The sequence below is a fragment of the Streptomyces sp. NPDC111628 genome (genome assembly GCF_055635195.1).
Map to the genome: position 1 here is coordinate 722881 of NZ_JBVKBZ010000003.1, position 22738 is coordinate 745618.

20 protein-coding genes are annotated in these 22738 nt (G+C 72.7%); 10 read left to right on the plus strand and 10 right to left on the minus strand.

Annotation, left to right across the window (positions count from 1 at the left end; translation table 11 throughout):
• Positions 1 to 353 precede the first annotated feature (353 nt).
• Together ACZ7MF_RS18235 and ACZ7MF_RS18240 are read right to left on the minus strand one after the other, a co-directional pair.
• A complete protein-coding gene (locus ACZ7MF_RS18235) occupies positions 354 to 2597 on the minus strand; it encodes a cellulase (RefSeq protein ID WP_471477799.1) in 2244 nt (747 codons plus the stop codon).
• Positions 2598 to 2752: 155 nt separating this feature from the next.
• Complete coding sequence (locus ACZ7MF_RS18240; protein ID WP_471477800.1) at positions 2753 to 5839, minus strand: glycoside hydrolase family 2 TIM barrel-domain containing protein; 3087 nt, start codon at positions 5837 to 5839, stop codon at positions 2753 to 2755.
• Positions 5840 to 6116: 277 nt separating this feature from the next.
• On the opposite strand from ACZ7MF_RS18240, the gene ACZ7MF_RS18245 reads away from it, so the two are divergent.
• On the plus strand, positions 6117 to 8498 hold the full coding sequence (locus ACZ7MF_RS18245; RefSeq protein WP_471477801.1) for a SpoIIE family protein phosphatase: 2382 nt from the start codon (positions 6117 to 6119) through the stop codon (positions 8496 to 8498).
• Positions 8499 to 8628: 130 nt separating this feature from the next.
• A complete protein-coding gene (locus ACZ7MF_RS18250; RefSeq protein WP_471477802.1) occupies positions 8629 to 9294 on the plus strand; it encodes a DUF4232 domain-containing protein in 666 nt (221 codons plus the stop codon).
• 30 nt (positions 9295 to 9324) lie between these two features.
• Here the strand turns inward: ACZ7MF_RS18250 and ACZ7MF_RS18255 are convergent, their stop codons facing one another.
• From ACZ7MF_RS18255 to ACZ7MF_RS18265, 3 genes are all read right to left on the minus strand, one after another.
• Entirely contained in the window at positions 9325 to 10293 is a 969-nt protein-coding gene (locus ACZ7MF_RS18255) for an aldo/keto reductase (RefSeq protein ID WP_356856159.1), read from the minus strand.
• Positions 10294 to 10370: 77 nt separating this feature from the next.
• Entirely contained in the window at positions 10371 to 10919 is a 549-nt protein-coding gene (locus ACZ7MF_RS18260) for a flavoprotein (protein WP_471477803.1), read from the minus strand.
• Between the two features lie 9 nt (positions 10920 to 10928).
• On the minus strand, positions 10929 to 11366 hold the full coding sequence (locus tag ACZ7MF_RS18265; protein ID WP_471477804.1) for a nuclear transport factor 2 family protein: 438 nt from the start codon (positions 11364 to 11366) through the stop codon (positions 10929 to 10931).
• A 96-nt stretch (positions 11367 to 11462) separates the two neighbouring features.
• Between ACZ7MF_RS18265 and ACZ7MF_RS18270 the strand changes: the two genes are divergently transcribed.
• Positions 11463 to 12041: a TetR/AcrR family transcriptional regulator gene (locus tag ACZ7MF_RS18270; protein WP_471477805.1), complete on the plus strand. Its 579-nt coding sequence runs from the start codon at positions 11463 to 11465 to the stop codon at positions 12039 to 12041.
• On the opposite strand, the gene ACZ7MF_RS18275 is transcribed toward ACZ7MF_RS18270, so the two are convergent.
• Together ACZ7MF_RS18275 and ACZ7MF_RS18280 are read right to left on the minus strand one after the other, a co-directional pair.
• Complete coding sequence (locus ACZ7MF_RS18275) at positions 12016 to 12216, minus strand: ferredoxin (RefSeq protein ID WP_115740476.1); 201 nt, start codon at positions 12214 to 12216, stop codon at positions 12016 to 12018. The genes ACZ7MF_RS18270 and ACZ7MF_RS18275 overlap by 26 nt on opposite strands.
• 12 nt (positions 12217 to 12228) lie before the next feature.
• Positions 12229 to 13485, minus strand: a complete 1257-nt coding sequence (locus ACZ7MF_RS18280) for a cytochrome P450 (protein WP_471477806.1) — start codon at positions 13483 to 13485, stop codon at positions 12229 to 12231.
• Positions 13486 to 13808: 323 nt separating this feature from the next.
• Here ACZ7MF_RS18280 and ACZ7MF_RS18285 point away from each other — a divergent pair, with 323 nt between their 5' ends.
• Positions 13809 to 14258, plus strand: a complete 450-nt coding sequence (locus tag ACZ7MF_RS18285; protein ID WP_471478873.1) for a nitroreductase family deazaflavin-dependent oxidoreductase — start codon at positions 13809 to 13811, stop codon at positions 14256 to 14258.
• A gap of 64 nt (positions 14259 to 14322) precedes the next feature.
• Here the strand turns inward: ACZ7MF_RS18285 and ACZ7MF_RS18290 are convergent, their stop codons facing one another.
• On the minus strand, positions 14323 to 15339 hold the full coding sequence (locus tag ACZ7MF_RS18290) for a cation diffusion facilitator family transporter (RefSeq protein WP_471477807.1): 1017 nt from the start codon (positions 15337 to 15339) through the stop codon (positions 14323 to 14325).
• Between the two features lie 150 nt (positions 15340 to 15489).
• On the opposite strand from ACZ7MF_RS18290, the gene ACZ7MF_RS18295 reads away from it, so the two are divergent.
• Complete coding sequence (locus ACZ7MF_RS18295; protein WP_471477808.1) at positions 15490 to 16515, plus strand: glutathione S-transferase family protein; 1026 nt, start codon at positions 15490 to 15492, stop codon at positions 16513 to 16515.
• Between the two features lie 48 nt (positions 16516 to 16563).
• Complete coding sequence (locus ACZ7MF_RS18300) at positions 16564 to 16872, plus strand: DUF4235 domain-containing protein (RefSeq protein WP_003978083.1); 309 nt, start codon at positions 16564 to 16566, stop codon at positions 16870 to 16872.
• Positions 16873 to 16892: 20 nt separating this feature from the next.
• Here ACZ7MF_RS18300 and ACZ7MF_RS18305 read toward each other — a convergent pair whose 3' ends face one another.
• Positions 16893 to 17288, minus strand: coding sequence for a VOC family protein (locus tag ACZ7MF_RS18305; RefSeq protein ID WP_003978082.1), 396 nt, complete (start codon positions 17286 to 17288; stop codon positions 16893 to 16895).
• 183 nt (positions 17289 to 17471) lie between these two features.
• Between ACZ7MF_RS18305 and ACZ7MF_RS18310 the strand changes: the two genes are divergently transcribed.
• Both ACZ7MF_RS18310 and ACZ7MF_RS18315 read left to right on the plus strand, forming a co-directional pair.
• Positions 17472 to 18413: an NADP-dependent oxidoreductase gene (locus ACZ7MF_RS18310; protein WP_471477809.1), complete on the plus strand. Its 942-nt coding sequence runs from the start codon at positions 17472 to 17474 to the stop codon at positions 18411 to 18413.
• Between the two features lie 184 nt (positions 18414 to 18597).
• On the plus strand, positions 18598 to 18984 hold the full coding sequence (locus ACZ7MF_RS18315) for an anti-sigma factor antagonist (RefSeq protein ID WP_388515188.1): 387 nt from the start codon (positions 18598 to 18600) through the stop codon (positions 18982 to 18984).
• Here the strand turns inward: ACZ7MF_RS18315 and ACZ7MF_RS18320 are convergent.
• Positions 18950 to 19903: a ribose-phosphate diphosphokinase gene (locus ACZ7MF_RS18320; RefSeq protein ID WP_356856179.1), complete on the minus strand. Its 954-nt coding sequence runs from the start codon at positions 19901 to 19903 to the stop codon at positions 18950 to 18952. The genes ACZ7MF_RS18315 and ACZ7MF_RS18320 overlap by 35 nt on opposite strands.
• Positions 19904 to 20113: 210 nt before the next feature.
• On the opposite strand from ACZ7MF_RS18320, the gene otr(A) reads away from it, so the two are divergent.
• Entirely contained in the window at positions 20114 to 22012 is a 1899-nt protein-coding gene (gene otr(A), locus ACZ7MF_RS18325) for a tetracycline resistance ribosomal protection protein Otr(A) (protein WP_471477810.1), read from the plus strand.
• Positions 22013 to 22029: 17 nt separating this feature from the next.
• Positions 22030 to 22713, plus strand: a complete 684-nt coding sequence (locus tag ACZ7MF_RS18330; RefSeq protein WP_471477811.1) for a DUF4230 domain-containing protein — start codon at positions 22030 to 22032, stop codon at positions 22711 to 22713.
• The last annotated feature ends 25 nt before the right edge of the window (positions 22714 to 22738 follow it).

Below are 22738 nucleotides of genomic sequence, written 5' to 3' on the forward strand. Positions count from 1 at the left end.
GTTTCCTTCCCACGCGCAGGTGACTCAGAAGTTCCGATCGCCGAAAAGGACCCACGGATTGGTGTGTACCTCTTGGGCGGAGCGCGGGAAGCGTGAATTCGCCATGGCGAAATCGGACCCGGCCCGTCAAAGCGCGTGCGAGACCCGGCCTTTACCCCCCGCACGGGTGCTTCACTCTCGCACAAACCACTCATGGTCAACAAGGCGACCGGGCAACATCGGCCGCCTTTGAAAGAAAGTCAGAATCCCGGGCATGCCATGATCCCCGACATGCCGAGAGGGCCGCACCGGCTTTCCGCATTCTCCCGCGGAAGCGGCGCGGCCCTCGGGCGCGGTGCGCAGGGGTCAGCCGGTCATCCCTGGTCCGCCACGAAGGAGGCCATCCGGGCCAGCGCGGCGTTCCAGTTGATCGTGTGCTCGTTGGTCGACCAGGACTGGATGTCGTCGATGAAGCAGAACTGGCCGACGCAGCCCTGGAGTTTGCTCTGCGCGTAGGGGTCCTGGATGCTCGAGTTCGGACCGCCGGACAGGGTGCCGTCGGGCGGCGCGGGCAGGGCGGGGTCGAGCTGGTGGGCGTACCAGCGGCTGTGCTGGTTGTGCGCGTTGACCTCGCCGTATCCGGTGACGTACGACATGTTCAGGGCGTTGCGGCCCAGGATGTAGTCCATGCTCTGGACGGCGCCGTCACGGTACTCGGAGCCGCCGGTGATGTCGTAGGCGGTGGCGATGACGACCGCGTTGTTCAGGATCTGGTGGCTGGAGCCCCAGTCGTAGACGTTGCCGTCGGGGGCGTAGGGCATGCCGTACGGATGGGCCTTCAGCGTGGCCAGGTAGCCGTCGGCGCCCCGGACGACGGAGCGGCGGACGTGGTCGCGGCCGGGGAGCCGGCTGGGGACGGTCGCCAGGTCGAGGCGGGCGGCCGCCGCGGTGCTCGCCCAGTCGAAGCTGATCGGCCCGAAGATGTCGGCGGTGTGCACCGGAGACGTCAGCACGTAGTCCCTGAAGTCCCGCTCCCCCGTCGTCAGGTACAGCTCGGCGGCGGCCCAGTAGAAGTCGTCGGCGACCTTGGCGTCGGGGTAGGCGCCGCCGCCGATGCCGTCGTTCTCGTCGGCGAGCAGGTCCGGGTGGGCGAGCGCCGCGGTCCAGGCGGTGCGGGCCGCGTCGAGCGCCTTCGCGGCGAACTCCCGGTCGTAGGGGCGGTACAGGCGGGCGGCCTGCGCGGCCGTCGCCGCCAGGTTGAGGGTCGCCGCGGTGGTCGGCGGGTGCAGTTCGCGCTTCTGCGGGTCGTCACTGGGCAGCAGCGGCAGCCCGGTCCACTGCTCGTCGTGGATCTTGTGATGGGCCATCCCGGCCAGCGGCTGCCCGTCCGGCACCTGCATCTTCAGCAGGAAGTCCAGCTCCCAGCGGGCCTCGTCGAGGATGTCCGGCACCCTGTTGCCGCTCTCGGGGATGTCGAGCGAACCGTCGCCCAGCTTGCGGGGTTCCCCCGTGCGGGCGTGCAGCGAGCGCTCGTAGGTGCTGAGCAGCTCCCAGGTGGAGATGCCGCCGTTGACGACGTACTTGCCGTGGTCGCCGGCGTCGTACCAGCCGCCGGAGACGTCCAGGGTGTAGTCGCACACACCGGGTTGGCAGGGCACCTCGGTGTCGCCCTGATTGGGTGCCGTACCCACGTGTCCGGCGGGGCGTCCGTAGCCGGGGCGGAGTTCGTCGCTGATCGCGGTGCCGCTGCGCTGCGTGTAGTAGTACTTCGCGGAGTCCAGGCGCAGCCGCTCGTACGCGGCCGTGCCGATGTCGAAGGGGCGACTGGTCTCGCCGTCGGCGACCAGGGTGTAGCCCTCGCCGCGCTTCTTGTAGCGGCCGAAGTCGATCGAGTGGACGTTCTGCCCGGAGGAGGCGTCGACGCCGCGCGGCTTGCTCCAGCCGTGGGAGACGACCCGCCCGGCGTCGTTCTTCAGCTGCCAGGGCAGGCGCGAGGTCGCGTCGGTGACGAGGGTGGCGTTCTTCGGTCCCGAGGGCAGGTAGGCGACCTGGTTCACCCGCACCCGCGGCCCGGTGTCCGGCACGTACGGCTCGGGCGCCACGCCGCCCAGCAGGGACACGTCGTCCACGCAGAACCGCCAGGCGTCGGGCGTGCCGCCGAGCTGGAAGCCGACCTGGCCCTGAGCGGTGTCGACGGGCGAGGTGAAGGTGTACGAGTAGGTGTTGCCCGAGACGCTCAACTGCGGGCTGACCTCGAAGTAGGTGTCGTACGGGGACACCGAAAGACCGACGATCGCCCGGACCACGTGGTCGGCGGGCGTACCGGTGGCGGTGAAGGAGAACTTGTACGACTCCCCCGCGACCAGGGTGACGTCGTTCTGGCCGACGGCGGCGTCCCAGCGGTTGGTGGTGCCGCCGGGGGCGTCGGCGCACAGCCGGCCGTCGGTCACGGCGGCGGTGACGTTGCTGCTCGCCCACCAGGCGTCCGTGCCGTTGTCGAAGGTGCCGTTCCTGACCTGCTCGGTCTCCTCGGCGCCGGCCGGGGCGGCGGGCAGCGCGATGACGGCCGTCGCCAGCAGGGCCGTCAGGGAGACGAGCGCGGTTCTGCGTCTTTTCACGTCCGGGCTCCTCGGGGGAGGTGGCGCCCACCATGGAATGGGAGCGCTCCCAAATGCGGTCGCAGGACATGCTTGTGGCAGACATGACACGCCGTCAACGGTCCGGACGGGACCGGTTTTCCGACCGGTTCCCGCCCGGACCGTGGTACGGCGGCTCAGGCGGCGGGTGCCTCCAGGCGGCTGACGCGGACCGCTCCCCGCGCCTCGCCGGGGTGACGGCTGGTCAGCGTGAGACGGATCCGGGACCCGCGCAGCGGACGGAAGCCGATGACCGTGGGCGCGTCGGAGGCGGTGGCCCAGTCGGTCCGCACCTCCTTGGCCGCACGCCAGGCGCGGCCGTCCCAGACGTCCACCCCGACGGTCGCGGGCAGGCTGTGCCCGTCGTCCACGGTGAAGGAGACCTCGACGCGGTCGTAGGTGCGTGTACGCCCGTGGTCGACCGAGATCCAGTCCTCGGCGCGGGCCCCGTCGAAGGCGGGCAGCAGGGCGGTGGCCGCCTTGTGGAAGCCGTTGGACCAGCCGGTGGCCGGGTCGCCGTCGAGCACGGCGGCGGGGAGGGTGTCGGTCCGGCCGGAGTAGCTCGCGTCCGCGTGCGGGTGCTCCACGGGCGCCGGATGCCCGGGGCGGAACTCCGCGGCCGGTGTGGTCGACCGGTCCCGGGCCCGCCGGGCGCGCACCGTCGCCGTGTCGGTGCGCAGCCCGTCCGCGCGAGCCGTCACTCGTACCGTGCCCGGCCGGGTGCCGGACCGGACGATCGCCAGTGCCTTGCCGTGGAAGGCGGTGCGGGTGCTCGCCTGGTAGCGCTCCGCGCTCTCCTGGCGGCCGTTGTCCAGTCCGGCGAGCGAGCCGCCCGCGACGTCGAAGGAGATCAGGTGCTCGGCGCCCGGCACCACCACGCCGTGCCGGTCGACCACCTCGGCGGTCACGAAGACCAGGGAGCGGCCGTCCGCGTCGACGGCCTCGCGGTCCGGGGTGAGGCGCAGGGCGTGCGGCGCCCGGGCGGTGCGCAGGACGTCGGTGGCCACCGTCCTGCCGCCGCGCCGGGCGACGGCCTTCAGCTCGCCCGCCTCGAAGGGCACCTTCCAGGTCAGGTGGAGCTTGCCGGCGCTGCCGTTCGGGCTGGTGTAGCTGCCGGGGTAGGGCCCGTCGGTGAAGGTCTTGTCGTCGCCGGTGGCCTCGGTGGTCTCCAGGTAGGTCCGGCCGTCGACGGTCTTCTTGGCGTCGAAGCGGCGGGTGCCGAGGGACTTGCCGTTCAGGTACAGCTCGACGGTGTCGACGTTGGTGTAGGCCCAGACCTCGACGGTGTCGCCCTCGCGGTGGTTCCACGTCGTCGGCAGCAGGTGGACCATCGGCTCGTCCGTCCACTGGCTGCGGAACAGGTGGTACATGTCCTTCGGGAATCCGGCCGTGTCGACCGCGCCGAAGAAGGACGCCTTCACCGGGAAGACGTCGTAGGGCGTGGGCTCCCCGATGTAGTCGATGCCGGACCACAGGAACTGCCCGGCGAACCACTTGCGGTCCCGGTCCTTCTTGTGGCCGTACTCGCCGCTCATCGTCCAGGAGGCGAGGTTGTTGTCGTAGGACGAGGTGGCCCGCCCGCCCGGCGTGTGGTTCTCGCCGGTGTTCAGGTGCTCGGGTTCCTGGTAGGTGCCGCGGGTGGAGGTCTCGGAGGACGACTCGGACTCGAAGAGGAACAGGTGCGGATAGGCCGCGTGCAGGTCGTCCACCGACTTGGCGGTGTTGTAGTTGAGGCCGAGCCCGTCGAGCTTGGCGAGCATCAGGTCGGCGGCGGAGCCCTTGGCGGGCATCCGGCGGTACTTGTCCGAGCCGATGATCAGCGGGCGGGTGTCGTCGGCGGCGCGGATCGCCTCGATGACCCGGTCGGCCATGGCGAGTCCGGCGGTGGCGGTGGAGTCGGGGACCTCGTTGCCGATGGACCACATGACGACGGCGGGCGAGTTGCGGGCCGCGAGCACCATCTCGGTGGCGTCCCGCTCGCACCACTCGTCGAAGAACCGTCCGTAGTCGTAGCGGTTCTTGCCGGTGCGCCAGCAGTCGAAGGCCTCCACCAGCATGATGATGCCCATCTCCTCGCAGACCTCGATCATCTCGGGCGAGGGCGGGTTGTGGGAGGTGCGGAAGGCGTTGACGCCCATCGACTTCATGAGGGTCATCTGGCGGCGGATCGCGTCGATGCTGACGGCGGCGCCGAGCGCGCCGAGGTCGTGGTGCAGGTCGACGCCCTTGATCTTGGCGTGCCTGCCGTTGAGGTGGAAGCCCTCCTCCGGATCGACGTGGAAGGTGCGGATGCCGAACGGGGTGCGGTACGTGTCGACGGTCCGGCCGCCCACGCGCAGTTCGGTGTGCAGGGTGTAGCGGTGCGGGTTCGCGAAGTCCCACAGCCGCGGGCGTGCGACGGTGAGTTCGTGGGTCTCGGACGCCGTGTCGGTGACCTCCGCCGTGGAGGCGGTGCGGGCCACGGTGCGGCCGTCCGCGTCCTTCACCGCCGACCGGATCTCGACCTCGCGCGCGGTGCCCCCGGCGTTCACCAGCGACGTCCGGACCCGGACGACGGCGCTGTCCTCGCCCACCCGCGGCGTGGTGACGTACGTGCCCCAGCGCCGTACGTGCACCGGCTCGGTGACGACCAGGCGGGCCTCGCGGTAGATGCCGCTGCCGGAGTACCAGCGGCTGCTCGGCAGTTGGTTGCGCACCCGCACCGCGAGGACGTTCTCGGTGCGGCCGTCGGTGTGCAGCAGGTCGGTCAGGTCGAGGGCGAAGCCGGTGTAGCCGTAGGGGTGGTGGCCGACCTCCCGGCCGTTGCAGTGGACGCGGGAGTCCATGTACACGCCGTCGAACTCGACCGAGATCCGCTTCCCGGCGAGGGCGGGCGGCAGCGTGAAGGCGAGGCGGTACCAGCCGAGACCGCCCGGCAGGAAGCCGGTGCCGCTGGTGGTGCCGTGCTCGGTGGTGGGCGCCTGCTCGATGCTCCAGTCGTGCGGGACGGCGACCTCGCGCCACGCCGAGTCGTCGTGGGCCGGATCGGCGGCGTCCGTGACGTCCTCGGCCGCGCCGTCGGGGTCGATCAGCCAGAAGCGCCAGCCGTCCCGCAGGGCGACGGTGCTGCGGCCCGCCGAGCCGCCGGTCGCGTCCGCGGCCCACGCCGACGGGGCGGCGAGCGCCATCCCGGCCGCGGGCGTGGCGGCGGAGGCGATCAGAACCGATCTGCGCGTGACCGTCATGGCGGATCTCCCTCATCAGAACTCATCGAGGCTCATCAGAACTCAGAAGTACTCACAAGCGATCGCGAACAAACAGATTCTGACGTCGAGCCATACGCGCCCGTCAAGGCTGCGGAAAGCACTTTCTGCCCTGCGCCGCCCGACCGGGCCGGTGACACACGGGGCGGTCGGGCACCGTGCGCCCGGTGAGTACGGGTCCGTACGGGGCCCGAACCCACTAGGCTGGAAACAAGGTGACGCGCTGATCACCGTGAGTGTGCGCAATGGAGTGGCGACGATGAGTCCGGTCAACCCGTTCGACGATGCCGCCACGGCCCGCGCCGTCGTCGACGGCTCCGGCACCTTGCGCGAGTGGAACGAGGGCGCCCGCCTCCTGCTCGGCCACCCGGCAGCCGAGGTGGTGGGGCGCCCCGCCGCCGACCTGCTCGCGCACGACCACGACGGCACACCGCCGGGACACGACGACGACCGGTGGAGCGGCACCCTGGCCCTGCGGCACCGCGACGGACACACCGTGTCGGTGTGGGTGCTCGCGCACCGCAGACCGGCGGCGGACGGCGCCCCGGTCACGTGGCTCGCGGCCACCCCACTGCGATCCGGTCCGGAACCGGAGGACGACCCGCTGGTCAGGGCGGCCCTCACCCAGTCCCCCTGCGCCATGATGATCTTCGACGAGCAGCTCCTGCTGCGTGGGGTCAACGACGCCATGGCGCGGCTGCTGGGGCTCCCGCCCGACCGCGTGCGCGGGCTGCGGGCCACCGACTTCAGCGGCCGGCCGCAGAACGCGGAGCTGGAACGCCAGATGCGGCGCGTGCTGGCCACCGGCCGCCGGCACGACATGCAGATCCGCCTCAGGGCCGTCGGCGAGAGCCGCGCCCACGCGTGGAACGCCCGTGTCGCGCCCCTCACCGACGCCGACGGTCAGGTGCTCGGCGTGTGCGTCAGCGCCCACGACTTCACGGAGCAGCACCGCGCCCGGGAGCGGCTCCAACTGGTCAACGAGGCCAGCGTGCGCATCGGCACCACCCTCGACGTCACCCGTACGGCGCAGGAGCTGGCGGACGTGTGCGTCCCCCCGCTGGCCGACTTCGTCAGCGTCGACCTGCTGGACCCGCACGAGCACGGCGGTGAGCCCGCCACCCTGGTCGAACCGCCGGTCGCTCTGCGCCGCACCGCGCACCGGTCGATCACCGAGGACGGCCCGCAGGCGGTGGCCGAGACCGGACAGCTGGACGTCTATCCGGCCGGCTCCCCCCAGGCCGAATGCCTGCTCTCGGGACAGGCGATCGTGGCCTCGCAGGCCTACGGCGACCTGGAGCGCTGGCTCCAGTGGGACCCCGCCCGCCTGCGGCGGGTGAAGGAGTACGGCGTCCACTCGACGATGTCGGTGCCGCTCCAGGCCCGCGGCACCACCCTCGGCGTCGCGGTCTTCACCCGGTTCCGGCGTCCCGACCCGTTCACGCACGACGACGTACTGCTGGCCGAGGAGGTCAGCGCCCGCGCCGCCGTCTGCATCGACAACGCCCGCCGCTACTCCCGCGAGCGCGAGGCCACGCTGACCCTGCAGCGCAGTCTGCTGCCCCGGTGGCTGCCGCCCACCGCCGCGGTGCAGGCGGCCTCCCGCTATCTTCCGGCGGCCCGCTCGGGCGTCGGCGGCGACTGGTTCGACGTCATCCCCCTGTCCGGGATGCGGGTCGCCATGGTCGTCGGGGACGTCGTCGGCCACGGCATCCCGGCCTCGGCCACGATGGGCCGGCTGCGCACCGCCGTTCGCACCCTCGCCGACATCGACCTGACGCCCGAGGAGTTGCTCACCCACCTGGACGACCTGGTCGTCCGGCTGTCCGAGGAGTCCGGCGACGACCGGGCGGGCGAGGTCGGCGCGACGTGTCTGTACGTGGTGTACGACCCGGTGTCGCGGCACTGCTCCATGGCGCGGGCCGGGCATCCGGCGCCCGTCCTGGTCCCGCCGGACGGTCCGCCGGAGCAGGTCGAACTGCCCTCCGGGCCACCGCTGGGCGTGGGCGGACTGCCCTTCGAGTCGGCCGAGCTGGAGCTGCGCGAGGGCAGCGTGCTGGCGCTGTACACCGACGGACTGGTCGAGAGCCGGGACCGGGACACCGACACCGGCCAGGCGCTGCTGCGCGAGGCGCTGGCCGCCCCCGCCGACTCCCTGGACACCGTCTGCGACCGGGTGCTGCACCGACTCCTCCCGTCGGGCAGCGCCGCCGACGACGTGGCGCTGCTGCTGGCCCGGACCCGGGGGCTGCCGGCCGGACAGGTCGCCACCTGGGACATCCCCGCCGACCCCGCGCTGGTCGCCCCGGTACGCAAGCAGGTCCTGGACCAGCTTTCCGACTGGGACCTGCTGGAGGCGACCTTCACCGCCGAGCTGGTCGTGAGCGAGCTGGTCACCAACGCGATCCGGTACGGCTCACCACCGATCCGGCTCCGGCTGATCCACGACACGGCCACCCTGATCTGCGAGGTCTCCGACACCAGCCACACCGCGCCGCATCTGCGCCGGGCCAGGACCTGGGACGAGGGCGGGCGCGGTCTGCTCCTGGTGGCTCAGCTCACCCAGCGCTGGGGCAGCCGGCACACGGCCGAGGGGAAGACGATCTGGGCGGAGCTGGGGCTGCTCGACGACGAGGCGTGAGCGCCTCGCCCCGATGCGGAGTGTGCCCCCTCGTTTCCCGGGCCGTACCGCGGGACACTCGCAGTACGGGGGCGTGCGGTGCCGGTCGCGCCGAGGCCGCACGCGAGTCCGACGGGAGTGTGGAGGAGCGATGGCGAACACGTCCCAGCCGCTGCGCCGGACGGCCCTGCTCGCGAGCGGGGTCTCGCTGCTCGGCCTGTTGACCGCATGCGGCACCGAGAGCGCCACGTCGAGCGGCACCCCGCGGCCCAGCGAGGCCGCCCGCACGGCCGGCGCGGACCCGGGCAGTGGCACCCCGACGTCCGGCGACACCGCCTCGGCGGTCGGCGCCGCACCCACCGACACCGCGGGCTCGGCCTCCGCATCGGCCCGCACCGACGGCCGCTGCCACACCGCCGAACTGCGGGCCACCGTCGGCCGCGTGGACCCGGGGGCGGGCCAGCGCAACTTCCCCGTCGTGCTGACCAACACCTCCGACCGCACCTGCACAGTGTACGGCTATCCGGGCGCCGCCTTCGTGGACGCGTCCGGCAGGCAGCTGGGCCCGGACCCCGAGCGCGCGCCCGGCTCCCCCGAGACGCTCACACTGACGCCGGGCAAGAGCGCGTGGGCCGGGCTGTCATTCTCCAGTCCGCAGATCAGCGGCGCCCGCACGGCCACCCCGGCGGCGCTGCTCGTCACCCCGCCGGACGAGCGGGAGCCTCTCAAGGTGAAGTGGACGGCAGGCGAGGTCCCGGTCGGCGGCAACGCGTCGTCGGTGTCCGTCACCGCCCTGGACGCGGGCACCGGCCCCTGAGCCACCGGTGCCCGACCGCCGCTCCCCTGCTCAGTGACCGGCGATCGGGTGCGGCGCGTAGGGCCGCTCCAGCTCCTCGATCTCCTTCTCGCTCAGCGTGAGTTCGACCGCGGCCACGGCGTCCTCCAGGTGGCCGGGCCTGGCGGCGCCGACGATCGGTGCGGTCACCGTGTCCTGGTGCAGCAGCCAGGCCAGGGCCACCCGGGCGCGCGGGACGCCGCGCTCACCGGCGATGCGGGTGACGGCCTCCACCACGGCGCGGTCGCCCTCCTGGTACAGGGTGCTGCCGAAGCCGTCGGTGGTGCTGCGCCCGGTGGTGGTGTCCCAGTCGCGGGTGAGGCGGCCGCGGGCCAGCGGACTCCAGGGCAGCACGCCGACGCCCTGGTCCGCGCAGAGCGGCAGCATCTCGCGCTCCTCCTCGCGGTAGACCAGGTTGTAGTGGTTCTGCATGGACACGAACGGGGTCCAGCCGTGCCGCTCGGCGGTGTACTGCATCTTGGAGAACTGCCAGGCGTACATCGAACTGGCCCCGATGTAGCGGACCTTGCCCGCCTTCACCAGGTCGTGCAGCGCCTCCATCGTCTCCTCGACGGGGGTGTGCGGGTCGAAGCGGTGGATCTGGTAGAGGTCGACGTAGTCGGTGCCCAGGCGCCGCAGGCTGTGGTCGATCTCGGTCATGACCGCCTTTCGGGAGAGTCCGGCGCCGTTCGGCCCGGGGCGCATCCGGCCGTTCACCTTGGTCGCGAGCACGATGTCGTCGCGGCGCGCGAAGTCGGCCAGCGCCTTGCCGACGATCTCCTCGCTGGTGCCGTCGGAGTAGACGTTGGCGGTGTCGAAGAAGGTGACGCCGGCCTCCAGCGCCTGCCGGATCAGCGGACGCGAGGCCGCCTCGTCGAGGGTCCACTCGTGCGTGCCGCGGTCGGGTACGCCGTAGGTCATGCAGCCCAGGCAGATCCGCGACACGTCCAGACCCGTCGAACCGAGCTTCACGTACTGCATGGTTGCTGCTCCTGTCCTCGCCGATCATCGCTACCAGGGCGAGCGTACGTCTTCGAGCGGCTCGGACCCCGCGCGGGTCAGCGCCGTTGGACCAGGTCGAGGGCCCGTTCCCAGCCGAACTCCGGGCGGCCGCCCTCCTCCTCCGCGTCCCCGGCGTAGGGGTCGCCGAAGCGCACGCCCATCGCGCGCAGCCGGGCCAGGCTCTCCCGGTAGGCGGGGTGGGAGGCCAGCGCCTCGCCCACGCACGGCAGGACGGCGACGGGGACCCCGAGGCCGCTCGCCTCGCACAGGGTGGCCACGGCGAGGGTGTCGGCCAGGCCCGCGGCCCACTTGTTGATCGTGTTGAAGGTGGCGGGAGCGACCACGACGGCGTCGGGCGCCGGGAAGGGCCGCGGATCGCCGGGCGTGCGCCAGGCCGAGCGGATCGGGCGGCCGGTCCGCGCCTCGACGGCGTCCGTGTCGAAGAAGCCGCCCATGGCGACCGGTGTCGCGATGACCCCGACCTCCCAGCCGCGTCCCCGCGCCGCGTCGATCAGCCCGCCCACGCCTTCGGCCACGCCCGCGGCGCAGACGACGACGTAGAGGAAGGGTCGTGTGTCCTTGCCGCTTCCGGCCCGGTCGCTCATCCCAAAACCCTACTGGGCGGGCCTCGGGCCGAGGATGCGCCGGTCCCCCTCCTCGATGGGCACGTCGTTGATGCTCGCCTCGCGCCGGGTCATCAGCCCGTGCTCGTCGAACTCCCACAACTCGTTGCCGTAGGAGCGCCACCACTGGCCGTCCGCGTCCTGGGACTCGTACTGGAAGCGGACGGCGATGCGGTTGCCGTCGAAGGCCCACAGGTCCTTGCGCAGCGCGTACCGCCGCTCGCGCTCCCACTTGGCGGTCAGGAACTCGACGATGGCGGCGCGGCCGGTGAGGAAGGCGTCCCGGTTGCGCCAGACCGAGTCCTCGGAGTAGGCGAGGGCGACCTTGTGCGGGTCGCGGGTGTTCCAGGCGTCCTCGGCGGCCCGCACCTTGCGTTCGGCGGTCTCCCGGGTGAACGGCGGCAGGGGCGGCCGGTCGGTCGTCGTCATGGCTGAACCTCCAGGGGCAGCAGTGGAGAACGAGCGTTCTCCACCGGACTGCTACCGTAGGAGAACGCACGTTCTCCGGTCAAGGAAGAGGTCCCCATGGACAGCGAGGTCGCCCGGGAGCGGGCGCTGGACGCGGCGGAGGGGCTCTTCTACGCGCGGGGCGTGCGGGCGGTGGGCATGGACGAGGTCCGCGGTGCCTCCGGCGTCTCGCTCAAACGCCTCTACCAGCTCTTCCCGGCCAAGGAACAGCTCGTCGTGGCCTGTCTGGACCGGCGCGACGTGCGCTGGCGGGGGCGGCTGGCCGAGTACGTCGGCCGGCACGAGGAGCCCGGCGCGCGCGTCCTGGCCGTGTTCGACTGGCTCGGCGTGTGGTTCGCGGAGCCCGGTTTCCGCGGCTGCGCCTGGATCAACGCCTACGGCGAACTCGGCCCCGCCTCACCCGCCGTGGCGGAGCGGGTGCGGGCGCACAAGGCGGCGTTCCGCGCGTTCCTCGACGCTCTGGCGGCCGGCGCGGGGCTGCCCGCCGCGCTGGGCGGGCAGCTCTTCCTGCTGGCCGAGGGCGCCATGGTGACGGCGGGCGTGGCGGGCGGTACCGAGCCCGCGCGTCAGGCACGGGAGGCGGCACGGGTGCTGCTGGGCGCGGCCGGGGTCAGCCGACCCGCTCCGAGACGGTGATCGCGCCGACTGGGCAGGCGCGGGCCGCCTCCCGGACCAGCGCGCTGCCGCCGCCGTCCTCCCGGCCGGGCCTGAGCGTGCTGTAGCCGTCGTCGTCCTGGGTGAAGACGCCGGGGGCGGTCAGGGCGCACTGGCCGGCGCCGATGCAGGTGTCCTTGTCGATGCCGATACGCATGCCGGGAGCCTCCTACCAGGCCACGGGGAGTTCCAGCATCCCCTGGATCGTGTCGCCGGGTTTGAAGGGGATCTCGTCCGCCGGGGCGGCCAGGCGCAGCGTGGGCAGCCGGTCGAAGAGGGTGTGCAGGGCGATCTCCAGTTCGGCGCGGGCCAGGTTCTGACCGAGGCACTGGTGGATGCCGAAACCGAAGGCGACGTGGTGGCGGGCCGGGCGGTGCCAGTCGAGGGCGTCCGGTTCGGGGTAGACACTCGCGTCGCGGTTGATGACGGAGGTGGCGAAGACGACCCCGTCGCCGGCCCGGATGGTCTGCCCGTCCACGTCGATGTCCTCGGTGGCCATCCGCAGCAGCCCGTCGGCGATCGACAGGACGCGCATCAGCTCCTCCACGGCACCGGGCAGCAGCGCGGGATCCGCACGCAGTTCGGCCAGCCGCCCCGGGTTGGTCAGGAGGGTGTAGGTGCCCAGCGAGATCATGTTGGCGGTGGTCTCGTGACCCGCGACCAGCAGGATCACCGCGAAGGCGACGAGCTGTTCGCGGTCGGGCGCACCCTCCGACTGCTGCTGCCGGACCAGGTCGTCCAGCAGGCCCTCGCCGGGCGCCCGCCGCTTGCGGTCGACCAACTCCCCCAGGTACGTCTCCAGTCGGTCGCGGGCGTCCAGGGTGTCGGCGGGCAGGGGGCCGCGCAGCAGCCGGCGGGACTGTTCCTCGAAGAACTCGTGGTCGGCGTAGGGGACTCCGAGCAGCGCGCAGATCACCATCGAGGGGATGGGCAGCGCGAAGGCCGTCACCAGATCGGCGGGCGGGCCCTGCGCGATCATCGCGTCGAGCCGTTCGCCGACGATCCGCCGGATGCCCGGACGCAGTGCGGCGGCGCGTTTGAGGGTGAACTCCGGGAGCACCATCCTGCGCTGGGCGCGGTGCTCCGGGTCGTCCACGCCGAGCAGGGCGGTCCTGCGCCCGCGTACGGCGGCCAGGCGCGCCGAGGTGGCGGGGAAGCCGTCGCGGGTCCGGTCGGTCGACAGGCGCTGGTCGGCCAGCAGCCGGCGCGCGGCGGCGTGCCCGGTCACCAGCCAGGCCGGGCGGCCGTCGAAGAGCGTGATCCGGGCCAGCGGGCAGGCGGCGCGCAGCGGGTCGTAGGCGGCGGGCGGGTGGTAGGGACAGGTCCGGTCCTGCGGGAAGGCGACGGGGGGCACCGGGTGGGTGTCCGTCGCCGGGTGGGGGTCCGTCGTCGTGTCGGTGTTCGTCGTCGTGTCGGTGTCCGTCATGGAAGACCTCGCAGACGAGGAGTGCGTCGGATCGATCTTCATTAGATGCCCGGGGCACCTATGGGGCGACGGCAAGTTCGGCCAGATCGGTGGCGGAGGCAGACTGGCCGGGGAACACCGCTCCAGGGGTGGTAGGACCCTCCAGGACCCTCCCGTGCCGGTCTCCGCCGCGACGCGCGTGGCGTGATCGCGGCCTCCCGCGGCCCCGATCGCGCCGCGTGACTGGCCGAGCGGCGGGGGGTTCGGGGGGCGGGATGCGGTAAAGGTGGGAACGCGCCGGTCCGCCGGCCCCACGTCACGACGACGAACACGAACGGATGCACATGCCTCTTGACGGCGAGTACGAACCCAGCCCGACGCAGTGGGTGCGCGAACAGGTCGAGCTGTACGAGAGCTCGGGCGGCACCGAGGGCACGACCCTGATGGACACCGGTCTGCCCGTGATCGTGCTGACCACCCGGGGTGCGCGCAGCGGCAAGCTGCGCAAGACGCCGCTGATGCGCGTCGAGCACGAGGGCCGCTATGCCGTGGTCGCCTCCCTGGGCGGGGCACCCAAGCACCCGGTGTGGTACTTCAACGTGCAGGCCGACCCCCGGGTGGAGCTCCAGGACGGTCCGGTGAAGCAGGACATGACGGCGCGTGAGATCACCGGCGCGGAGAAGGCCCAGTGGTGGGAGCGCGCGGTCGCGGCGTATCCGTCGTACGCCGACTACCAGAAGAAGACGGAACGGGAGATCCCCGTCTTCGTCCTGGAGCCGTCCCACGCGGGCTGAACCGGGCGCGCGGGAGTTTCCCGGACCGGCGTGCATGGGCCGGCGGGTTCTGGGAACACGCCGTTCAGGCCCCGCCGCGTTCCCCCGTCGCGGCGGGGCTTTGCGCCGCCTCCCGCGCGGGCCGGTCCGTGACGTCGAGGAAGACCTGGTCCGCCTCGGGGACGGTGCGCGCGATCGACCTCTTGATGCGCACGGCGACCTCCTCCACCCGTTCGCTGTCCAGGCCCGGCACGAGATCGACGCGGGCCGCCACCAGGGTCGAGTCCAGACCGGTCTTCATGGTGAACAGCCCCTCGACACTGTCGATCTCCGGCTGGGCGCGCAGCAGTGCCCGGATCCGGCCGCTGGCCTCCGGGTCGGCGGCCTCGCCGATCAGCTGGTCGCGGGCCTCGCGGCCCAGCCGGTAGGCCACGTAGACGAGCAGTGCGCCGATGGCGAGCGAGGCGCAGGCCTCCCACACCACCTGCCCGGTGACCATGTGCAGTGCCATGCCGGTCATGGCGAGGCAGACACCGAGCACCGCGGTGCCGTCCTCGGCGACGACCGTGCGCAGCGCCGGGTCCCGCATCCCGTCGGCGAGCCCGCCCTGGCCCCGCACCTGGTGCAGGGCCCGCAGCAGGGAGCCGCCCTCCGCGAGCAGGGCGAGGCCCAGCACGATCAGTCCGGCCACGTAGCCGCCGAGTTTCTCGTCGGCGCCGGTGCGCAGGGCCTCTGCGCCCTGGAAGAAGGAGAAGCAGCCGCCCATGACGAAGATGCCGACGGCCGCGAGCAGCGACCAGAAGAACCGTTCCTTGCCGTAGCCGAAGGGGTGCCTGCGGTCGGCGGGGCGGCGGCTGCGGCGCAGTGCGGCGAGGAGGAAGATCTCGTTCATGCTGTCCGCGACGGAGTGCGCCGCCTCCGACAGCAGCGCGGGCGATCCCGCGACGAACCCGCCGACCGCCTTGGCGGCGGCGATCACCAGGTTGGCCGCCAGGGCCACGAGTACGGTGACGCGTGTCCTGCGGTCGGCCTTCCGGCCCGGCTTCTCTTCCCCGGCTGTCCCACTCACGAAGCCCCGACTGCCCCGGCCGGCGCGGCTCACACCCCGCCTTGCGGGTGGCCGCCAGTGCCGACCGGCGAAAACGGGGAACGCCTTACAAGGGACCGGTGCGAGGGCGCACGGCCGGTCCAGGACACGGACGCACGGAACCACCGACGCACGGACTCGGACGGCGGGAAGGAAGGCAGGGGCATGAGCGGTGACGACGGGACGCCCGGGAACAGCGGCTACGGGAAGAAGGCGTTCAAACGGTCCCGGAGCCACTTCGCGGACCGGATCACGGCGGACGGCCGGGACGGCTGGCCCGTGGAGGCCGGCCGCTACCGGCTGGTGGTGAGCCGCGCCTGTCCGTGGGCGAGCCGGGCCCTGGTCTCCCGGCGGCTGCTGGGTCTGGAGGACGCCCTGTCCCTGGCGGTCACCGACCCGATCCAGGACGACCGCAGCTGGCGGTTCACGCTGGCCCCGGACGGCCGCGACCCGGTCCTCGGCATCCGCTACCTCAGCGAGGCCTACGACCGGCGGGAGACCGGCTACCCGGGCGGGGTGAGCGTGCCCGCGGTCGTGGACGTGCCCAGCGGGGCGCTCGTCACCAACGACTACCAGCAGATCACCCTCGACCTCGCGACCGAGTGGACCGCGCTGCACCGGCCGGGTGCGCCCGACCTGTACCCGCGGGCCCTGCGCGACGAGATCGACGAGGTGATGGCGGGCGTCTACGAGGACGTCAACAACGGGGTGTACCGGGCGGGCTTCGCCACCGGCCAGGAGGAGTACGAGGCCGCGTGCGCGGGTGTGTTCCGGCGGCTGGAGCAGTTGACGCCCCGGCTGGAGCGGCAGCGCTACCTGGTCGGGGACACGATCACGGAGGCGGACATCCGGCTGTTCACCACGCTGGTCCGCTTCGACGCCGTCTACCACGGCCACTTCAAGTGCAACCGCTGGAAGCTGACGGAGAACCCGGTGCTGTGGGCGTACGTCCGGGATCTGTTCCAGACGCCCGGATTCGGGGACACCGTCGACTTCGACCACATCAAGCGCCACTACCACCAGGTGCACACCGGCATCAACCCGACCGGCATCGTGCCCCTGGGCCCGGACCTGGCCGGCTGGCTCACGCCCCACCACCGGCAGGAGCTGGGCGGGCGGCCGTTCGGCGAGGGCACCCCGCCGGGGCCTGCCCGGGCCGAGGAGGAGGTGCCGGCGCGGGGCAGGCCCTGATCCGGGATCCGTACGACCATTCAGCGCACACCAGGCAAGGAGATTCCCATGGCGAAGACGGCGAAGAAAAAGAAGAAGAAGCTCCCCCTCGCCTACAAGCCCGTCGGGTTCGCGCTCGGCTGGCTGGGCGGCACGCTGGCCGGAATGACGTTCCAGAAGACCTGGAAGGTGATCCGGCACGAGGACGACGCGCCCGACGCCCTCGACCCGGACCGCGGCTGGGGCGAGATCCTGCTGGCGGCCGCGATCCAGGGCGCCATCTTCGCCGCGGTGCGCAGCGCCGTGGACCGCACGGGCGCCAAGGCCATCGAACGCTCGACCGGCTCCTGGCCGGTCCCCGCGAAGGGCCGGGACTGACCCGCGCCGCCCGGCAGCCCCTAGCCCTGCTTGGGTGCCGTCGGGGCGAGGGTGCGGCGGAGGGTGAAGGAGTGGCCGGCCGGGTCGGAGAAGCCTCGCTCCTCGTGCGGGCCGGCCGGGTCCTTCGCCTCCACCGGACGTCCGCCCAGCCCCACGATCGCGCGCTCCGCCTCGTCCAGGTCCGCCACCACGAAGTCCAGGTGGACCTGGAGGGAGTTCTCCGGGCGCGGCCAGCTCGGCGGGGTGGCGTTCACGTCCCGCCGGAAGGCCATGCGGAAGCCGCGGGGGCCCTCGATCTCGATCCGGTTGGCGCTCACGTCGCTCTCCTCGGCGCCCAGCAGCCCCTTGTAGAACTCGGCGAGCCGCTCGGGTTCGGCGCAGTCGAGCACCACGACGCCCGCGTTGACCAGTGCCATGTCTCCTCCGAAGGATTCCGGGCGCGGGACGCCGTGCCCCTGCCCTGTACCTTGCGGATATCCCGGCCCGGCGGAAACAGTCGGCGGGCAGCCGCCGGCCGGCCCGGTTGCGAACCGTGCCGCCCGTTCCCCTCCCCCTCACCCCTCTCCTCCCCCTCCCCCCTCCCGAGTTGCGAGGTCTCGATGAACACCATGCGCGCCATCGGCCAGGATGTCCTCGGCGGTCCCGAGGTCCTGAAGGAGGTACGGCCCGAGCGCCCCGAGCCGCGCCCGAACGAGGTGCTGGTACGGGTGCGTGCCGCCGGGGTGAACCCGACCGACTGGAAGCACCGGGCGACCGGCGGCTTCCTCGGCGAGCCGCCCTTCGTACTGGGCTGGGACGTGTCGGGCGTGGTGGAGTCGGTGGGGATCGGCGTCGCCGCGTTCCGTCCCGGTGACGAGGTCTTCGGCATGCTGTCCTACCCCTTCGGCCACGGTTCGCACGCCGAGTACGTCACCGCCCCGGCACGCACCTTCACGCCCAAGCCGTCCGGGATCGGCCACGTCCAGGCGGGCGCCCTGCCCCTGGTCTCGCTGACGGCGTGGCAGGCCCTGGTGGAGCGCGCGGAGGTGCGGCCGGGGCAGCGGGTGCTCGTCCACGCGGCGGCCGGCGGTGTGGGCCATGTGGCGGTGCAGATCGCCAAGGCCCGGGGTGCCCAGGTGATCGGCACGGCGAGCGCCGGCAAGCACGAGTTCCTGCGCTCCCTCGGGGCGGACGAGACCGTGGACTACCGGGAGACGGATTTCGTCGAGGCCGTGAAGGACGTCGACGTCGTCCTGGACACGATCGGCGGCGACACGTCACTGCGGTCCCTCAGGGTGCTGCGGCCGGGCGGGGTGGTGGTCTCGATCCTGCCGGTCGGGTCGGACGACTTCTACGAGGAGGCCGACCGGCTGGGTGTGCGGGCGGTTCGGATGCTGGTGGACGCCGACCGGGCCGGTATGGAGGAGATCGCCCGCCTGGTCGAGTCGGGACGCTTGCGCGCCACGATCGCACAGACGTTCCCGCTGACCGAGGCGGCGCGGGCGCACGCGCTGGGCGAGACCGGCCGCACCACGGGCAAGCTCGTCCTCGAGATCGACTGAGCGGTCGTCCGGGGGCGGGCGCCCGCTGATCGGCGGACGGTCGGGCACGGCACTGAGATTTCGATGACATATGTCAATCGAACATGCTCAAATTCGCTCGATCGGGGTAACTTTCCGAGCGGACTGGGTAGTTGAGCCCCCGGAAGCAGGCCGGAGCGGCCGCGACAGGCTGGAGGCAAGGTTCGTGCGGCAGGAATCCGCGTCGCCCACCCGGCACCTACGGGTGCGCCACCACCGGGGACACACGGTGCTGGAGTTCCGGGGCGAGATCGACATCGCATCGGCGGCGGAGATCGCCCCGTACCTGGACCGGGAGACGGGCCGTCCCGGCGCCCGGGTCGTGCTGGACCTGGGCGGCATCGAGTTCTTCGACTGCTCCGGGCTGCGCCTGCTGTACCGGGCCCGGAGCCAGGTGCTCGACGGGGGCGGGCAGGTGCATCTGGTGTGCACCCACGCGCTGACCCTGCGCATGCTGCGGATCACCGGCCTGGCGCGGCTGCTGCCGCCGTGGCCGACCCTGGACGAGGCCCTCGGCGTCAGCCGGCCGGCCGGGCGTCGAACAGGGCACTGACCGACTCGCCGTTGTGGATGCGGCGCACCGCCTCGGCGAGCGCCGGGGCGATGGACAGGATCCGCAGCTTGTCCGTGTGGTCGTCCACCGGCACCGGAACGGTGTTGGTGCACACGATCTCCAGCACGTCCGGCTGTTCGCTGAGGCGCCCGAGCGCACCGGCCGCGAACAGCCCGTGCGTGCAGGCGAGGCGGATGGTGCGCGGGCCCGACTCCCGGAGCCGGTCGAGGAGTTCCAGCACCGTGCTGCCCTTGGCGATCTCGTCGTCGAGCACGATGACGTCCCGTCCCGCGACGTCCCCGATCACCGAGCTGATGCTGACCCGGTCGTCGGCGTACCGCTGCTTCGCCCCGGCCGCCACCTGGGCGCCGAGCATCCGGGCGAACGCCGCGGCCTCCTTGGCGTTGCCCAGGTCCGGCGAGACGACGGTCGCGCGGGAGAGGTCGTACTGCCGGAAGTGCGCGGCCAGTTCCCGCAGCGCGTGCAGGTGGTCGACCGGGACGGAGAAGAAGCCGTGCACCTGGGGCGAGTGCAGGGTCATGGCGAGGACCCGGCTCGCCCCCGCGGCCACCAGCAGGTCGGCCACCAGGCGCCCGCCCAGCGAGATGCGCGGGGCGTCCTTCTTGTCGGAGCGGGCGTAGGAGTAGTGCGGCATGACCACGGTGATGCGGCCCGCCGACGCGCCGCGCGCCGCGTCGCACATCATCAGCAGCTCGACGAGGTGTTCCTGGACCGGTGTGACCAGCGGCTGGACGAGGAACACGTCCCGCTCGCGACAGTTGGCCATCAGCTGCACCTCGAGGCAGTCGTTGGCGAACCGGCTGACCCGGGTGGGGCTGAGCGGCACGCCCAGCTGCGCGCAGACCTCCTCGGCCAGGTCGGGGTGGGCACTACCGCTGAACACGGCGATGTCTCGCACGGACCGCTCCTCGCGTGATCCTGTCCGGCCGGGATCCCCAGCTTACGGAAATCCTGTTGCGCCGCGCCCGGGGCCCCGCGCCATGATGGCGCCGTCCGTCCGCACACGGGCCCGTCAAGCCTCCTCACGTCAGGATCCCTCGCATGCGCCGACTCCTCGGATTCCCCCAGCGCCCCTTCCGGCTCACGGCTCCCGAGGACTCCTCCACGCATGCGCACCCTGAACATCGGCATCCTGGCCCACGTCGACGCAGGTAAGACCAGCCTCACCGAACGGCTCCTGTTCGACCACGGCGCCGTCGACCGGCTCGGCAGCGTCGACACCGGCGACACCGTCACCGACGACGGCGGCATCGAGCGCCGCCGCGGCATCACCATCCGCTCGGCCGTCGCCGCCTTCACCGTCGGCGACACCCGCGTCAACCTGATCGACACCCCGGGACACTCCGACTTCGTCGCGGAGGTCGAGCGGGCCCTGGAGGTGCTCGACGGGGCGGTGCTGCTGCTGTCCGCCGTCGAGGGCGTCCAGGCGCGGACCCGCGTCCTGATGCGCACCCTGCGGCGGCTGCGGCTGCCCACGCTCGTGTTCGTCAACAAGATCGACCGGGCCGGCGCGCGCACCGACGGCCTGCTCGGCGACGTCCGGCGCCTGCTGACGCCGCACGTCGCGCCGTTGACCGCGGTGACGGACGCCGGTACCCCACGCGCCCGGGTCACCCGCCGCCCGCCCGACGGGCGGACCGCGGAGGCGCTGGCCGAGGTCGACCCGGAAATCCTGGCCGCGCTGGTCGACGGCCCCGAGCCGACGGAGGCGGGCCTCGCCGCCGCCCTCGCCGCCCGTACCGCCGACGGCTCGTTCCACCCGCTGTACCACGGCTCCGCGCTCGGCGGCCAGGGCGTCGCGGAGCTGGTCGAGGGACTGGTCGGCCTGGTCCCGGCCGCCGTGCCCGGCGGCACGGAACCGCGCGGCACGGTCTTCGCCGTGCGCCCCGGACCCGCCGGCGAGCGCACCGCGTACCTCAGGCTGTACGACGGCGAGGTGCACCCGCGCCGGCGGCTCACCTTCCTGCGGCGCGAGTCCGACGGGCGGACCACCGAGGTCTCCGGCCGGGTGACCCGCCTCGACGTCGTCGGCGGCGACGCCACGCTCACCGCCGGGAACATCGCCGCGCTCACCGTCCCCGGGGGCCTGCGCGTCGGCGACCGGCTCGGCGGACTGACCGACCGCGCACCGCAGTTCGCGCCACCGACCCTGCAGACGCTGGTCCGGGCCCGGCACCCGGAGCAGGCGGCGGCGCTGCGCTCCGCCCTGCTGGCGCTGGCCGACCAGGACCCGCTGCTGCACGCCCGCCCGGCCGCGTCCGGCGCCACCACCCTGCTCCTGTACGGCGAGGTCCAGATGGAGGTGCTCGCGGCGACCCTGGCCGAGGACTTCGGCATCGAGGCGGAGTTCACGCCGGGCCGCGTCCGGTTCCTGGAGCGTCCGGCGGGCACCGGTGAGGCCGCGGAGGAGATGCCGTGGCTCGATCGCACCCGGTACTTCGCGACGATCGGGCTGCGCGTCGAACCGGGTCCGCGCGGCTCCGGCGGGGTCTTCGGGTACGAGACGGAACTCGGCGCGCTCCCCCGGGCCTTCCACCAGGCCGTCGAGGAGACCGTCCACGCCACGCTGCGGACCGGGCTGACCGGTGCCGCGGTCACCGACTACCGGGTCACGCTGGTCCGCTCCGGCTTCAACTCGGTGTTCAGCACGGCCGCCGACTTCCGCGGGCTGACACCGCTCGTGCTGCGCCGTGCCCTCGCCCGGGCGGGAACCGTGCTCCACGAGCCGTACCAGGCCTTCGAGGCGGAGGTCCCGGCGGACACGCTGGCCGCCGTGACGGCCCTGCTGGCCTCGCTGGGCGCGGACTTCACCCAAACGACGGGGGGCGACCCGGCCTGGATCGTCACCGGCGAGCTGCCGTCCCGGCGGGTGCGGGAGGCCGAGCTGCGGCTGCCGGGACTGACGCGCGGGGAGGCCGTCTGGTCCTCGCGCCCCTGCGCGGACCGCCCGCTGAATCCCGGAAACTCCGGGCCTGGCAGGGGAGTTGGGGGGCATCCGGGTGAGTAGGAAGGAGGGCCGTCGCCATGACGACTCCCGTCAGGAAGCCCACGAGCCCCGCCGAGACGCCCGCGCGGCGCATACCCGGCTGGGCGAAGGCGCTGACCGCGCTGGTGCTGGTGCTCGTCGTGCTGTTCGCGGGGCTGCGCCTGAGTGTCGTACCGGGGCTGAAGGACCTGTTCGGCTCCGAGACCCAGGACCGTTCGGGTCCCGCGCTGCTGAAGTCGGTCCAGGACGTCAGCCGTTACGACGCCGCATCCGGCAACTTCCAGGTCGTCGTGGACCTGGAGAAGGACGCCAAGTTCCTGCCCGACGCGATCCGCGGCACCCGCACCCTGTACGTCGGGGCCGGCACCGTCGACGCCTTCGTCGACCTCGGGAAGGTGGACGAGGAGGACGTGAGGGTCGACGACGCGCGGACCTCGGCCACGCTCCGGCTGCCGCACGCCGCGCTGGGCGAACCGGCACTCGACCCCGACCGTTCCTACGCGGTCTCCAAGCAGCGGGGGCTGCTCGACCGGCTCGGCGACCTGTTCTCGGACAACCCGAACGGCGAGCAGGCCGTCCAGAAGCTCGCCGCCCGGCACATCGGCGACGCGGCGAAGGACAGCGAGCTGAAGGCGCGGGCCGAGAGCAACACCACCGCCATGCTCCGGGGGCTGCTGACCTCCCTCGGCTTCGAGGAGGTACGGGTGACGTACGGGGCCTAGGCAGAGTCGGCCGTGGGTGCCGCTT

Bases quoted from the DNA above. Each gene is read 5' to 3' on its own strand.
- ACZ7MF_RS18280 (WP_471477806.1), bottom strand. From the start codon at position 13,485: ATGACGGACACCGACACGACGACGAACACCGACACGACGACGGACCCC.
- ACZ7MF_RS18265 (WP_471477804.1), bottom strand. From the start codon at position 11,366: ATGACGACGACCGACCGGCCGCCCCTGCCGCCGTTCACCCGGGAGACC.
- ACZ7MF_RS18330 (WP_471477811.1), top strand. From the start codon at position 22,030: ATGACGACTCCCGTCAGGAAGCCCACGAGCCCCGCCGAGACGCCCGCG.
- ACZ7MF_RS18285 (WP_471478873.1), top strand. From the start codon at position 13,809: ATGCCTCTTGACGGCGAGTACGAACCCAGCCCGACGCAGTGGGTGCGC.
- ACZ7MF_RS18250 (WP_471477802.1), top strand. From the start codon at position 8,629: ATGGCGAACACGTCCCAGCCGCTGCGCCGGACGGCCCTGCTCGCGAGC.
- ACZ7MF_RS18295 (WP_471477808.1), top strand. From the start codon at position 15,490: ATGAGCGGTGACGACGGGACGCCCGGGAACAGCGGCTACGGGAAGAAG.
- ACZ7MF_RS18275 (WP_115740476.1), bottom strand. From the start codon at position 12,216: ATGCGTATCGGCATCGACAAGGACACCTGCATCGGCGCCGGCCAGTGC.
- ACZ7MF_RS18240 (WP_471477800.1), bottom strand. From the start codon at position 5,839: ATGACGGTCACGCGCAGATCGGTTCTGATCGCCTCCGCCGCCACGCCC.
- ACZ7MF_RS18245 (WP_471477801.1), top strand. From the start codon at position 6,117: ATGAGTCCGGTCAACCCGTTCGACGATGCCGCCACGGCCCGCGCCGTC.
- ACZ7MF_RS18270 (WP_471477805.1), top strand. From the start codon at position 11,463: ATGGACAGCGAGGTCGCCCGGGAGCGGGCGCTGGACGCGGCGGAGGGG.
- ACZ7MF_RS18310 (WP_471477809.1), top strand. From the start codon at position 17,472: ATGAACACCATGCGCGCCATCGGCCAGGATGTCCTCGGCGGTCCCGAG.
- ACZ7MF_RS18255 (WP_356856159.1), bottom strand. From the start codon at position 10,293: ATGCAGTACGTGAAGCTCGGTTCGACGGGTCTGGACGTGTCGCGGATC.
- ACZ7MF_RS18300 (WP_003978083.1), top strand. From the start codon at position 16,564: ATGGCGAAGACGGCGAAGAAAAAGAAGAAGAAGCTCCCCCTCGCCTAC.
- ACZ7MF_RS18260 (WP_471477803.1), bottom strand. From the start codon at position 10,919: ATGAGCGACCGGGCCGGAAGCGGCAAGGACACACGACCCTTCCTCTAC.
- ACZ7MF_RS18305 (WP_003978082.1), bottom strand. From the start codon at position 17,288: ATGGCACTGGTCAACGCGGGCGTCGTGGTGCTCGACTGCGCCGAACCC.